The organism is Streptomyces sp. NPDC001231, from assembly GCF_042896885.1.
GTDB lineage: Bacteria > Actinomycetota > Actinomycetes > Streptomycetales > Streptomycetaceae > Streptomyces.
The window spans coordinates 56,178-70,669 of the sequence record NZ_JBIAXS010000027.1 but is presented as its reverse complement, the minus strand read 5'-3'; the positions used below and the strand labels follow the sequence as shown (position 1 = coordinate 70,669).

The window sequence follows — 14,492 nt, the reverse complement described above, 5'->3', positions numbered from 1 at the left end:
GCTCCGCCCGAGTGTCAAGGACCCGGGTGTCCGCCTGCCGCGCGCGCCCGGCCGAGGAGGGGACCGCGATGTTGTCGACAGGACTGCCGCAGGGGGCGGTGCCCAGGCTCGAGCGCCCCGGCCCGCTGCGCGAGCGCGTCTACGAAGCCCTGCTGGAGCTCATCACCACCCGTGCCCTCCAGCCGGGCCAGCACCTCGTCGAGAGCGAACTCGCCGGGCACCTCGGTGTCTCCCGGCAGCCGGTGCGCGAGGCGCTCCAGCGGCTGAACACCGAGGGGTGGGTCGATCTGCGGCCCGCCCAGGGCGCCTTCGTGCACGAGCCGACGGAGGAGGAGGCCGACCAACTCCTCAGCGTGCGCATGCTCCTGGAGGCCGAGGCGGCCCGCCTCGCCGCCGCGAACGCGGACCGCGACGGCGTCACCGCCCTGGAGGAGCTGGTGGCGCAGGGGTTCGAGGCCGTCGCAGCCGACGACGTGGACACGGCCGTCGCCCTGAACGCCCGCTTCCACGCCAAGGTCGTGGAGCTGGCCGGCAACGCGGTGCTCGCCGAGCTCGCCGCCCAGGTCGACCGCCGGGTGCGCTGGTACTACACGCCGGTGGCCCGGCAGCGCGGGCGTCAGTCCTGGATCGAGCACCGCGCGCTCATCGAGGCGATCGCCGACCGCGACGAGCCGCGCGCGACCCGTCTGATGCGCGAGCACACGGAGCACACCCGCAGGTCGTACCACGGCCAGGCCAAGCCCTGACCCCACCCGTCGAGCCCTGATCCCACGGGCCGTGCCCTGACCCGACGGGCCCGGTCGCGGCCTCATGGAGACCGGCCCGGGGGCCCTCGGCGCCGCCAACTTTGTCCTGTCGGTGGAGAAAGTTGGCGGCAATCCATGCGCAACTTCTTCCCAGTTCCGGCAGTCGCTGCTACGTTCCTCTCTCAAGCAAGCGGCCAAGTGGCCGGAATCCCTTGCGCACAGGCCGAATTGAGGCGGGGAGGGGCACGTGAGACGTATGACGGCACGACCCGCCAACACACACCAGGCCCGGCTGCTGAAGCTGCTGCGCGACGGGGGACCCAGCTCCCGGGCACAGCTCGGCGACCGCGTCGAGCTGTCCCGGTCGAAGCTGGCCGTGGAAGTGGACCGGCTCCTGGAGACGGGACTGGTCGTCGCCGACGGCCTCGCCGCCTCGCGCGGCGGCCGACGCTCCCACAACGTCCGGCTCGCCCCCGAACTGCGGTTCCTGGGCGTCGACATCGGCGCGACCTCGGTCGACGTCGCGGTCACCAACGCCGAACTGGAAGTGCTCGGACACCTCAACCAGCCGCTGGACGTACGCGAGGGGCCCGTCGCGGTCTTCGAGCAAGTCCTCGCCATGGCCGCGAAGTTGCGGATGTCGGGGCTCGCGGAGGGCTACGACGGCGCCGGCATCGGCGTCCCCGGTCCCGTCCGCTTCCCCCAGGGCGTCCCCGTGGCACCCCCGATCATGCCGGGCTGGGACGGCTTCCCCGTACGGGAGGCGCTCAGCCAGGAACTCGGCTGCCCGGTCATGGTCGACAACGATGTGAACCTCATGGCGATGGGGGAGCAGCACGCGGGCGTCGCCCGCTCCGTGGGCGACTTCCTCTGCGTCAAGATCGGCACCGGCATCGGCTGCGGCATCGTCGTCGGCGGCGAGGTCCACCGCGGAACGACCGGCAGCGCGGGCGACATCGGGCACATCCAGGCCGTGCCCGACGGACGCCCCTGCGTCTGCGGCAACCGGGGCTGCCTGGAGGCCCACTTCAGCGGGGCGGCCCTGGCCCGTGACGCGCTGGAGGCGGCCCAGCAGGGCCTGTCGGGCGAGCTGGCGGCCCGGCTGGAGACGAACGGCACCCTCAGCGCCGCCGACGTGGCCGCCGCGGCCGCCGCGGGCGACGCCACCTCGCTCGGCCTGATCCGGGAGGGCGGCACCCGCACCGGCCAGGTCATCGCCGGACTGGTCTCCTTCTTCAACCCCGGCCTGGTGGTGATCGGCGGTGGGGTCACCGGCCTCGGCCACACCCTGCTCGCCGCGATCCGCACCCAGGTCTACCGCCAGTCGCTGCCCCTGGCGACCGGCAACCTGCCCATCGTCCTGGGCGAGTTGGGGCCCGTCGCCGGAGTCATCGGCGCGGCCCGGCTCATCAGCGACCACCTGTTCTCGCCGGCCTGACCGGCGCGCACCACCCCGCACCACCGGCACGTCCCGCACCACCAGCACGCAGTACGGCACCACCGGCACGTCCCGCACCACCAGCACGCAGTACGGCACCACCGGCACGTCCCGCGCACCACCAGCACGTTCCGAGCACCGGCACGCATCACGTCGACCGGCGCGCCCGCACCCCGCGTACCCCAGCCCCGCACACCCCGAGTACCTGCACCCCCGAGTACCCGCACACCCCCGTACCCCGACACCCCATCACACGCCGCGTACCGCGCACCGGCACCGGTACGCCCCGCGTACGTCAGCCCTGCCCTGAGACCGGCCGTATCCGCCGAGGGGAACCACCATGGCTCCAGAACCACCCCTGCTCAGCATGTCCGGCATCACCAAGTCGTTCCCCGGAGTCCGTGCCCTGGACGGAGTCGACCTGGAGGTCCTGGCCGGAGAGGTCCACTGCCTGCTCGGCCAGAACGGCGCCGGGAAGTCCACCCTCATCAAGGTCCTCGCCGGGGCCCACCAGCCCGACGACGGGAAGATCACCTGGCGGGGCGAGCCCATCACCCTGAAGTCCCCGATCGCCGCCATGAGCCTGGGCATCGCCACCATCTACCAGGAACTCGACCTGGTGGGCGACCTGTCCGTGGCCGAGAACGTCTTCCTCGGCCACGAACCCACCACCGCCGGCTTCGTCGTCCGCGGCCACGAGGCCCGTTCCGCCGCCGCCGGCCTCCTCAAGCGGCTCGGCCACCCCGAGATCGACCCGGCCCGGCTCGTCGGCGACCTCTCCGCGGCCCAGCAGCAGGTCGTCTCCATGGCCCGGGCCCTCTCCCACGACGTCCGGCTCATCGTGATGGACGAACCGTCCGCCGCCCTCGACCCGGACGAGGTCGACAACCTCTTCCGGATCGTCGGCGACCTCACCGCCGACGGCGTCGCCGTCGTCTACATCTCCCACCGCCTGGAGGAGATCCGCCGCATCGGCGACCGGGTCACCGTCCTCAAGGACGGCCGCGCCGTCGCCGGCGGCCTGCCCGCCGAATCCACCCCGACCCGCGAGATCGTCTCCCTGATGACGGGCCGCAACGTCGAGTACGTCTTCCCGCCGCGCCCGCCGGCCGACACCGTGCACCCCGCGCCCGTCCTCACCGTCGAAGGACTCGCCCGCGACGGCGAGTTCGCCCCCCTCGACCTCGAACTCCGGCCCGGCGAGATCGTCGGCCTCGCCGGACTCGTCGGCTCCGGCCGCTCCGAGATCCTGGAGACCATCTACGGCGCCCGCAAGCCCAGCGCGGGCCGCGTCCTCGTCGACGGCACACCCCTGCGCCCCGGCAGCGTGCGCTCCGCCGTCCGCGCCGGACTCGGGCTCGCCCCCGAGGAACGCAAGGCCCAGGCCCTGCTGATGCTGGAGTCCGTCACCCGCAACGTCAGCGTCTCCACGCTGTCGCGCTTCGCCCGCGGCGGCTGGCTCGACCGGCGCGCCGAACGGAACGCCGCCCGGCAGGCCACCCGCGAACTCTCCCTGCGCCCCGACAACCCCGACGCCCCGGTACGCACCCTCTCCGGCGGCAACCAGCAGAAGGCGGTCCTCGCCCGCTGGCTGCTGCGCGGCTGCCGCGTCCTGCTCCTCGACGAACCCACCCGCGGCGTCGACGTCGGCGCCCGCGCCGAGCTGTACGCGGTGGTGCGCCGCCTCGCCGACGAGGGCCTGGCCGTCCTCCTGGTCTCCAGCGAGGTGCCCGAGGTGCTCGGCCTCGCCGACCGCGTCCTGGTGCTCCGCGAAGGGCTCGTCGTCCACACGGCACCCGCCCGGGAGCTGGACGAACACCGCGTACTCGACCTGGTCATGGAAGGAAGCCCCGTGTCCACGCAGTCCGTAACCGAGGAAGGGAGCGCGACGTCATGACGCAGCCCGCCACCCCGGCCCAGCAGGGCGGACCCGACGCCGGGCCGCCCCCCACCGCCCGCGCGGACGCCCCGGCCGGCGGCGCCGGCCCGCTGCGCGTCCTGTGGGCGCGCGCCGACGTGCGCACCCTGTCGCTGCTCGGCGTGCTCGCCGTCCTCGTCCTCATCGGCGGCATCACCAAACCCGACGCGTTCCTGGACACCCGCAACCTGCAACTGGTGCTGACCCAGTCGTCCATCATCGGCGTCGTCACCGTCGGGATGACCTTCGTCATCATGAGCGGCGGCATCGACCTGTCCGTCGGCGCGATCGTCGGCCTCGCCTCCGTGTGGGCCACGACCGTCGCCACCCAGGAGTACGGCTTCGCGGGCGTGCTGTTCACCGCGGTGCTCGTCGGAGTCGGGTGCGGACTCGTCAACGGCGTCCTCATCGCGTACGGCGGCATGGTCCCGTTCATCGCGACCCTCGCCATGCTCGCCTCCGCACGCGGTCTCGCCCTGCTGATCACCGACGGCAAGACCCAGATCGTCACCATCGACGGCATCCTGAGCCTCGGTGAACGCGACTCCTACATCCTCGGCGTGCCGCCGCTGGTCCTGATCTTCGCCGCCGTCACCGTCATCGGCTGGCTCTTGCTGAACCGCACCACATTCGGGCGGCGCACCGTCGCCGTCGGCGGCAACGCCGAGGCGGCCCGCCTCGCGGGCATCGACGTCCGCCGCCAGCGCCTCTACCTCTACCTGCTGTCCGGACTGTGCTGCGGCATCGCGGCCTTCCTGCTGATCGTCCTGGCCGGCTCCGGCCAGAACACCAACGGCAACCTGTACGAACTCGACGCCATCGCCGCCGCGATCATCGGCGGGACCCTGCTGAGCGGCGGCCGGGGCACCATCGTCGGCTCCGTCCTCGGCGTCCTCATCTTCATCACGATCAGCAACATCTTCGCCCTGAACAACCTCCAGAGCGACGTCCAGCAGATCGCCAAGGGCGCCATCATCGTCGCCGCCGTCCTCGTCCAGCGGCGCACCGTCTCCACCACGTAGCCCAGCCCAGCCGAGCCGCCCGCTCCGTACGGCCCTCAACGGAAAGGCCATCGCCATGCCTCAGATACCGAGCCGCAGAGGTCTGCTCTTCGGTGGCGCCGCCGTCGGCGCCACCGCCTTCCTCGCCGCCTGCACCAGCAACGAGCCCAAGAACGACAAGCCCGCGGCGAACGACAAGCCCGCCGCCGACAACACGCCCGGCAAGGCCGTCACCATCGGCTTCGCCGGCCCCCAGGCCGACCACGGCTGGCTCAACGCGATCAACGAGAACGCCAAGAGCCGCGCCCAGACGTACTCCGACGTCACCCTGGAGATCACCGAGGGATCCAACGACACCGCCGCGCAGATCGGGCAGATCGAGACCCTCATCAACAAGAAGGTCGACGTCCTGGTGATCCTGCCCGCCGACGGCAAGGCGCTCACCCAGGTCGGCCTGAAGGCGATGCGCGCGGGCATCCCCGTCGTCAACCTCGACCGGGTCTTCAACTCCCCGCAGGCGTACCGCTGCTGGATCGGCGGCGACAACTACGGGATGGGCTTCAACGCCGGGCAGTACATCGGCGAGAAGCTCAAGGGCAAGCCGAACGCGAAGGTCGTCGAACTCGCCGGCCTGGACAACCTGGAGCTGACCAAGCAGCGTACCCAGGGCTTCGACGACGCGCTGAAGAACTACTCCAACATCACCAAGGTGGCCCGCCAGGCCGCCGAGTTCACCGTCGAGTCCGGTCAGTCGAAGATGGCCCAGCTCCTCCAGGCGCAGAAGCAGATCGACGCGCTGTGGAACCACGACGACGACCAGGGCGTCGGCGCGCTGCGCGCCATCGAGCAGGCCGGGCGCGACGAGTTCCTCATGGTCGGCGGCGCCGGCGCGCTCTCCGCGTTCGAACAGATCAAGCAGGACAAGGGTGTTCTGAAGGCCACCGTGCTGTACCCGCCCACGATGGCCGCGTCCGCGATCGACCTGGCCCGAGCGCTGGGCCAGGGCAAGGGCGTGTCCGGCATGGCGGAGTTCGAGATCCCGGCGTCCATCACGTTGTACTCCGCCGTGGTCGACAAGACCAACGTCGACCAGTACATGCCCACCGGCTTCAAGTGATGGGCGCTGCCAACCCCCCACATCGCAATCACGGCGTCGGGAACGCCGCTGCGAACGTTTACGAGAAGGAGTTATCGGTATGGGCCTGAAGGGACAGTCGGAGCAGGCCGAGAGCGAGCCCGCGGCCGGGAAGCCTCCGCTGCGTGTCGGCATGGTCGGCTACGCCTTCATGGGCGCCGCCCACTCCCAGGGGTGGCGCACCGTGGGCCGCGTCTTCGACCTGCCGCACCGGCCCGTACTGGCCGTCGTCGCCGGACGTGACGGGGCGGCCGTGCGGGGCGCGGCCGCCCGGCTCGGCTGGGCCGACGCCGAGACCGACTGGCGCGCTCTGATCGCCCGCGACGACGTCGACATCGTCGACATCTGCACCCCGGGCGACAGCCACGCGGAGATCGCCGTGGCCGCCCTGGAGGCGGGCAAGCACGTGCTCTGCGAGAAGCCCCTCGCCAACTCGGTCGAGGAGGCACGGGAGATGACCGAGGCGGCCGAGCGGGCGCGGGCCCGCGGCCAGGTCGCCATGGTCGGCTTCAACTACCGGCGGCTGCCCGCGACCGCCCTGGCCCGCCGCATGGTCGCCGAGGGCCGCCTCGGCACCCTGCGGCACGTACGGGTCAGTTACCTCCAGGACTGGCTCGTCGACCCGGAGTTCCCGCTGACCTGGCGACTGCGCAAGGACTCGGCGGGCTCCGGGGCCCTCGGCGACCTGGGCGCCCACATCGTCGACCTCGCCCAGTACCTCGCGGGCGAGCCGATCACCGGGGTGTCCGCGGTCACCGAGACCTTCGTCCGGGAGCGTCCGCTGCCGGCCGGGGCGGCGGCCGGGCTCAGCGGCATCGGCGGCAGCGGCCGGGGGGAGGTCACCGTCGACGACGCGGCCCTGTTCACCGCCCGGTTCGGCTCGGGCGCGCTCGCCTCCTTCGAGGCGACCCGGTTCGCCTCCGGGCGCAAGAACGCGCTGCGCATCGAGCTCAACGGGGCCCTCGGCTCACTCGCGTTCGACCTGGAACGGCTCAACGAGCTCTCGTACCACGACCACACCGAACCCGGGGTCAGCGCCGGCTTCCGGCGGATCCTCGTCACCGAACCCGACCACCCCTACCTCGAGGCCTGGTGGCCGCCGGGCCACGGACTCGGCTACGAGCACAGCTTCGTCCACCAGGCTCGCGACCTGGTGCTCGCGATCGCCGCGGGCACCGCGCCCGAACCGTCCTTCGCCGACGGGCTCCAGGTCCAGCGCGTCCTGGCCGCCGTCGAGGAGAGCGCGGCGAAGAATTCCCTCTACACGCCCGTCCCGGTCTAGGGAGGCCCGGTCATGTCACGCTCGTTCACCCTGTTCACCGGCCAATGGGCCGACCTCCCGCTGGAGGAGGTCTGCCGGCTGGCCCGCGACTTCGGCTACGACGGACTCGAACTGGCCTGCTGGGGAGACCACTTCGAAGTCGACAAGGCACTGGCCGACCCGGCCTACCTCGACGGGCGGCGCGCGCTGCTCGACAAGTACGGCCTCAAGTGCTGGGCCATCTCCAACCACTTGGTCGGCCAGGGGGTCTGCGACCACCCGATCGACGAGCGCCACCGGGGCATCCTGCCGGCCCGGATCTGGGGCGACGGGGAGCCCGAGGGCGTACGGCAGCGGGCCGCCGCCGAGCTCAAGGACACGGCGCGGGCGGCGGCCGCCTTCGGCGTCGACACCGTCATCGGCTTCACCGGCTCCTCGATCTGGCACCTGGTCGCCATGTTCCCGCCGGTGCCGCCGGGCATGATCGAACGCGGCTACCAGGACTTCGCCGACCGGTGGAACCCGATCCTCGACGTGTTCGACGCCGAGGGCGTCCGCTTCGCGCACGAGGTGCACCCCGGCGAGATCGCGTACGACTACTGGACCACCCGGCAGGCCCTGGAGGCGGTGGACAACCGGCCCGCGTTCGGGCTGAACTTCGACCCGAGCCACTTCGTGTGGCAGGACCTCGACCCGGTCGGCTTCCTGTGGGACTTCCGGGACCGGATCTACCACGTGGACTGCAAGGAGGCCCGCAAACGCCTCGACGGGCGCAACGGCCGCCTCGGCTCGCACCTGCCGTGGGGCGATCCCCGGCGCGGCTGGGACTTCGTCTCCGCCGGGCACGGTGACGTCCCGTGGGAGGACGTCTTCCGCATGCTCCGGTCCATCGACTACACCGGCCCCGTCTCGGTGGAGTGGGAGGACGCCGGCATGGACCGGCTCCAGGGCGCACCCGAGGCGCTGCGGAGGCTCAGGGAGTTCGACTTCGACCCGCCGAGCGCGTCGTTCGACGCGGCCTTCGGCAGCGAGTAGCTCCGCCGGTTGGCGGGGGCGGAGCGTCGTTTCGGGCGTTGTCCGTCGGCGGCCGCGGGTCCCTTGTGGTCGGTCGCTCCGCCAAGCTCTCAAATCCGTTCGCGAGGGGGAGGTACTCCCCCTCGCGGCGGAGCAGCATGTCGACACAGCCCCGCGCCCCTTCGGGGTGGCGCGGGGCGCCACCCGTCGGTTCGGCATGCCCGGAAACCGCTTTGTCCTGATGCTGGAAAAAGTTCAACTTCTCACTTGTGTAAGGGCTATCCGACTCCGACAAAGCCAGCTACGGTCCCGGAGTTGTACAGGTCACGCACATCTCCGGGGTCACGGCGCACCCCGGCACATCGCAATCGCCCCGTAGACCCCCACCCTCCCGGAGGGATCTTCGTGCACAGGAAACGTCCCAGATTCCACAAGGCACTCGCACTTCTTACCGGTTCACTCCTCGCGGGTAGCTCGCTCGCGCTCGCCGCGCCGCCGGCGAGCGCCGTCGACCCCGGCGCCGCCAAGCCGGCCGCCGCGGCCGCCGAGGACTTCCAGCAGATCACCCTGGCCAAGGGCGCCCCCGAGGTCGGCGAACCGATGTCGCTGGCCGTCCTCCCGGACCGCAGCGTCCTGCACACGTCCCGTGACGGCACCCTGCGTCTGACCGACGCGGAGGGCAACACGTCCATCGCGGGCAAGCTGGCCGTCTACAGCCACGACGAGGAGGGGCTCCAGGGGATCGGCGTCGACCCCGACTTCGCCAAGAACCGCTTCGTCTACCTCTACTACGCTCCGCCACTGAATACCCCGCCCGGCGACGCTCCCGAGAACGGCACGGCCGCCGACTTCGCGCCCTTCGACGGCGTCAACCGGCTCTCCCGCTTCGTCCTGAAGCAGGACGGCACCCTCGACCTGGCCAGCGAGAAGAACGTCCTCGAGGTCGCCGCGTCCCGCGGCATCTGCTGCCATGTCGGCGGTGACATCGACTTCGACAAGGACGGCAACCTCTACCTGTCGACCGGCGACGACTCCAACCCCTTCGCCTCCGACGGCTACACCCCCATTGACGAGCGGTCGAACCGCAACCCGGCGTTCGACGCCCAGCGCACCTCGGGCAACACCAACGACCTGCGGGGCAAGATCCTGCGGATCAAGGTCAAGCCGGACGGCTCCTACGACATCCCCGAGGGCAACCTCTTCGCCCCGGGCACTGCGAAGACCCGTCCCGAGATCTACGCGATGGGCTTCCGCAACCCGTTCCGGTTCAGCATCGACAAGCCCACCGGCAACATATACATCGGCGAGTACGGCCCGGACGCCGGCGCCGCCAACGCAAGCCGCGGCCCCTCCGGCATGGTCGAGTTCAACCGCGTGACGAAGCCCGGCAACTACGGCTGGCCCTACTGCGTCGGCAAGAACAAGGCGTACATCAAGTACGACTTCGCCACCAAGCAGTCCGGTGCGGCCTTCGACTGTTCGGCGCCGAAGAACACCTCGCCGAACAACACCGGCCTGGTCGACCTCCCGCCGGCCGAGCCGGCCTGGATCGACTACGACGGCGGCTCCGTCCCCGAGTTCGGCACCGGCTCCGAGTCCCCGATGGGCGGCCCGGTCTACCGCTACGACCCCGACCTGAAGTCCGCCGCCAAGTTCCCCGAGGCCTATGACGGGGACTTCTTCGCCGGTGAGTTCGGCCGCCGCTGGATCAAGCGGATCGAGCACGACGGCGACGGCACCGTCAAGTCCATCAACCCCTTCCCCTGGTCCGGGACCCAGGTGATGGACATGGCCTTCGGCCCGGACGGCGCCCTCTACGTCCTGGACTACGGCCTGGCCTGGTTCGGCGGTGACGAGAACTCCGCGCTCTACCGCATCGAGAACGTCACCAACGGCCACGCGCCGACCGTGACCGCCAGCGCGGACAAGACCTCCGGCAAGGCGCCCCTGAAGACGTCCTTCTCCGCGACCGGCAAGGACGCCGACGGCGACGCGCTCACCTACAGCTGGGACTTCGGTGACGGCACCACCGGCACCGGCGAGTCGCCCCAGCACACCTACCGCACCAACGGCACATACACGGCCGCCGTCACGGTGACGGACCCGACGGGCTACACCGCCACCGCCAACGTCCACGTGGTCGTCGGCAACACCGCGCCCACCGTCACCTTCGTGACCCCGGCGGACGGCGCCCTGTTCAACTTCGGCGACACCATCCCGTTCAAGGTGAAGGTCACCGACCCCGAGGACAAGAAGATCGACTGCTCGAAGGTCACCGTCCGCTACATCCTCGGCCATGACAACCACGGGCACCCGGTCACCTCGGCCAACGGCTGCGAGGGCAGCATCACCGTGCCGGCCGACGGTGAGCACGACCCCAACGCCAACATCTTCGGGGTCCTCGACGCCGAGTACACCGACAACGGCGGCGGAGGTCAGGCCGCGCTGACCACCCACGCGCAGAACGTCCTCCAGCCCCGCCACCGGCAGGCCGAGCACTTCAGCGCCCAGAGCGGCATCCGCACCTACGACAAGACCCAGGCGCACGGCGGCAAGACCGTCGGCGACATCGACAACGGTGACTGGATCTCGTTCAAGCCGTACAACCTCAACGGCGCCCAGACGCTCACCGCCCGGGTCTCGTCCGGCGGCGCCGGCGGGTACCTGGAGGTCCGCACCGGAGGGCCGAACGGCACCCTGCACGGCTCCGGGGTCGTCCCGGTGACCGGCGGCTGGGAGACCTTCCAGAACATCGACATCCCGCTCAGCAAGCTGCCGAAGAAGACCACCGAGCTGTACCTGGTCTTCAAGGGCGGTGACGGAGCGCTCTTCGACGTCGACGACTTCATGATCTCGGACAAGAAGCCGGCGAAGAACGCCAAGCGTGTCCTCGTCTTCTCCAAGACGGCCGGCTTCCGCCACGACTCCATCGGGACCGGAGTCCAGGCCCTGAAGGACCTCGGCGGCCCGAGCGGCATCACCGTCGACTCCACCGAGGAGGCCAAGCAGTTCACCACCGCCAACCTCGCCCGCTACGACGCCGTCGTCTTCCTCTCCACCACCGGTAACGTCCTCAACACCGAACAGAAGCAGGCGTTCGAGAAGTACGTCGCCGGCGGCGGCGGCTACATGGGTATCCACGCGGCCGCCGACACCGAGTACGACTGGCCGTTCTACGGCGGCCTGGTCGGCGCCTACTTCGACTCGCACCCGCAGATCCAGAAGGCCACCGTCCTGGTCCCCGAGCACGACCACCCGGCCACCAAGGGCCTCGACGACACGTGGGAGCGCACCGACGAGTGGTACAACTACCGCTCCAACCCGCGTGACAGCGTCCGCGTCCTGGCCGCCCTGGACGAGACCTCCTACCAGGGCGGCAACATGAAGGGCGACCACCCGATCGCCTGGTGCCAGGCCTACCAGGGCGGACGCGCCTTCTACACCGGCCTCGGCCACACCAAGGAGTCCTACGCCGAGGACGGCTTCCGCAGTCACCTGCTCGGTGGGATGAAGTACGCCACCGGCCAGGAGAAGGCCGACTGCAAGCCGCGCACCGCCTGAACCGAGGAAAAGCCGCCCGCTGAGGGCGCCTGAAACGGCGGCGGGCGGGAGACGCCGGACTCCCGCCCGCCGTCCCCGACCCAACCGGGCCGGCCCGCGCCCCCGACCGGGGGCGCAACGCCCCCGGCCCACCCTCGCCGGCACCCCGCCCCCGGCCCAGGCCGAAACCCGACCTGGGGTGGGCAGGCGGAGCCGGCTCCGAACCCCTGTACCAACTCCGGTCCCGGATCCCGGTCTCGGATCCCGGTTCCGGCCCTGAGTCCGGTCCGGGCTCCGGGTCCGATCCTGGATCCGGTCCCGGTTCCGGTCCAGGGTCCCGGTCCTGGATCCGGTCCCGGGCTTGGTCTTGGTTCTGGCCGGGGCCTTGTTCGGCCGGGATCCCGGTGCTGGTTCTGGATCTCGGTCCGGGCTTCGGTCCGGGTCCCGGTTCCGGTCCAGGGTCCCGGTCCTGGATCCGGTCCCGGGCATGGTCTTGGTTCTGGCCGGGGCCTTGTCCGGCCGGGATCCCGGTGCTGGTTCTGGATCTCGGTCCGGGCTTCGGTCCGGGTCCCGGTTCCGGTCCGGGGCCCGGTCTTGGATCGGGTTCCAGGCCCGGTTTCGGCCCAGGCCGGGGCCTTGCCCGGCCGGAAACCCGGTGCAGGAACCTGTTATTGATCCCGGCCTCGGCTCCGGTCCCGGGCCAGGTCCCGGCTCAGGCCGAGGCCCAGCCCGGCCGGGAATCCGGCTCCGGTCCGGGCCTCGGCTCCGGCGCCGGTGCAGGTCCCGGATCTGGTCCCGGCTCCGGATCTGGTCCCGGCTTCGGTTCCGGATCTGGAACCGGTCCCGGTCCCGGATCTGGACCGGCGCCAGTTCCGGTTCCGCTTCTGGCTCCGGTTTCAGACCGGTGCCAGGTGCCGGCGGTATCCCGGAGGCCGCCCGGCGCCCGTCCACCCGCCCGGCTTCCGGTTCGCGTACGACAAGGAGGCTGCCCATGTCCGCCGAACCTTCCGCTTCCCCCTCCCGCACCGGTGTCTGGCTGATCGGCGCGAGAGGCTCCGTCGCCACCACCGCCGTCACCGGATGCGCCGCCGTCGCCGCCGGACTGCATCCCGCCGCCGGCCTCGTCACCGAGACAGAGCCCTTCGCCGCGAGCGGCCTGCCCGCCCTGTCCTCCCTCGTCTTCGGCGGGCACGACACCGTGGACTGCCCGCTGCCCAAACGCGCCGAGAGCCTCGCCGCCGGCGGTGTCCTGCCGCACGGCCTGCCGTCCGCCGTCCGCAGTGAACTGACCGCCGCCGACGGGGAGATCAGGCCCGGCGGCCCGCTGCCCGGAGACACCCGGAGCGAGGACGCCCTCATCGACGCCCTCGCCGGCGACATCCGCGACTTCACCCGCAGCCACAACCTCGCCCGGACCGTCGTCGTCAACGTCGCCTCCACCGAACCGGTCCCCGAGGGCGCCGCCCTGCCCGCCAGCTCGCTCTACGCGGCAGCGGCCCTGCGCGCGGGCTGCCCGTACGTCAACTTCACCCCGTCCACCGGGCTGCACCACCCCGCGCTCGCCGCCGAGGCCGAGGCAGCCGCCCTGCCGTACGCGGGCCGCGACGGCAAGACCGGGCAGACCCTGCTGCGGTCCGTGCTCGGCCCGATGTTCGCGCAGCGGGCGCTGCGGGTGCTGGCCTGGTCCGGAACGAACCTCCTCGGCGGCGGTGACGGCGCCGCCCTCGCCGACCCCGCCGCCGCCGCGGCGAAGAACTCCGGCAAGGAACGGGTCCTCGCCGACACCCTGGGCACGGTCCCCCAGGGAGAGGTGCACATCGACGACGTGCCCGCGCTCGGCGACTGGAAGACCGCCTGGGACCACATCGCCTTCGACGGCTTCCTCGGCTCCCGGATGACCCTGCAGACCACCTGGCAGGGCTGCGACTCGGCGCTCGCCGCGCCCCTGGTCCTCGACCTGGCCCGGCTGCTGGCCCGCGCCCACGAGCGCGGACTGACCGGGCCGCGCCCCGAACTCGGCTTCTACTTCAAGGATCCCGACCCGGGCGCCCCCGCCGCGCTGGGGGAGCAGTACGCGGCGCTCCTGGACTTCGGCCGACGGCTGGGGGACCAGTGATGACCCGCCACGGTCTGGTGGCCATCGCCCTGGCGGTGACCGTCGCCGCCGTCGCCGGAGCGCGCGGATCCGCGTCCCGCGGCCGCCCGCGCCAGGAGGAGGACCACGCGTCACCACCGCCGCAGACGGACCAGGGGACGCGGCCGGACGCAAGACCCGCCGGATCCGCGGATCCGACCGACCCGGCGGGGGAGAGCCCCACGGCAACCCCCGCCGGGCCCGGGACTTTCGCCGGACAGCCCCCGGGGGCCGGCCCGTCGGAGGCGGGTCCCCGGCCAGGGCAGGCGGATGGCGATCACGTCGCCTCCACCGCCACGAGCCCG

The 14,492-nt window shown here is 71.7% G+C and carries 9 protein-coding genes; all 9 read left to right on the top strand.

The window, feature by feature from the left end; translation table 11 throughout:
• Nucleotides 1-68: 68 nt before the first annotated feature.
• Nucleotides 69-746 carry a GntR family transcriptional regulator gene (locus ACFY3J_RS28765; protein ID WP_384186098.1) on the top strand — a complete coding sequence of 226 codons (678 nt, stop codon included), beginning with the start codon at nt 69-71 and terminating at the stop codon, nt 744-746.
• Nucleotides 747-1,002: 256 nt separating this feature from the next.
• Nucleotides 1,003-2,184, top strand: coding sequence for an ROK family protein (locus tag ACFY3J_RS28760; RefSeq protein ID WP_390842033.1), 1,182 nt, complete (start codon nt 1,003-1,005; stop codon nt 2,182-2,184).
• Nucleotides 2,185-2,524: 340 nt separating this feature from the next.
• Entirely contained in the window at nt 2,525-4,081 is a 1,557-nt protein-coding gene (locus tag ACFY3J_RS28755; RefSeq protein ID WP_384186104.1) for a sugar ABC transporter ATP-binding protein, read from the top strand.
• Nucleotides 4,078-5,124 (top strand): ABC transporter permease, encoded by a 1,047-nt coding sequence (locus ACFY3J_RS28750; RefSeq protein WP_384186107.1) that lies wholly within the window; start codon nt 4,078-4,080, stop codon nt 5,122-5,124. Before ACFY3J_RS28755 ends, ACFY3J_RS28750 begins: the two co-directional genes overlap by 4 nt.
• Nucleotides 5,125-5,179: 55 nt before the next feature.
• Nucleotides 5,180-6,220: a substrate-binding domain-containing protein gene (locus ACFY3J_RS28745; RefSeq protein WP_384186110.1), complete on the top strand. Its 1,041-nt coding sequence runs from the start codon at nt 5,180-5,182 to the stop codon at nt 6,218-6,220.
• A gap of 79 nt (nt 6,221-6,299) precedes the next feature.
• Nucleotides 6,300-7,520 carry a Gfo/Idh/MocA family protein gene (locus tag ACFY3J_RS28740; RefSeq protein WP_384186112.1) on the top strand — a complete coding sequence of 407 codons (1,221 nt, stop codon included), beginning with the start codon at nt 6,300-6,302 and terminating at the stop codon, nt 7,518-7,520.
• Between the two features lie 12 nt (nt 7,521-7,532).
• Nucleotides 7,533-8,534, top strand: coding sequence for a sugar phosphate isomerase/epimerase family protein (locus ACFY3J_RS28735; protein WP_390842032.1), 1,002 nt, complete (start codon nt 7,533-7,535; stop codon nt 8,532-8,534).
• A gap of 384 nt (nt 8,535-8,918) precedes the next feature.
• Nucleotides 8,919-12,074: a ThuA domain-containing protein gene (locus ACFY3J_RS28730; protein ID WP_384186116.1), complete on the top strand. Its 3,156-nt coding sequence runs from the start codon at nt 8,919-8,921 to the stop codon at nt 12,072-12,074.
• Between the two features lie 970 nt (nt 12,075-13,044).
• Nucleotides 13,045-14,169 (top strand): inositol-3-phosphate synthase, encoded by a 1,125-nt coding sequence (locus ACFY3J_RS28725; protein WP_384186119.1) that lies wholly within the window; start codon nt 13,045-13,047, stop codon nt 14,167-14,169.
• Nucleotides 14,170-14,492 lie beyond the last annotated feature (323 nt).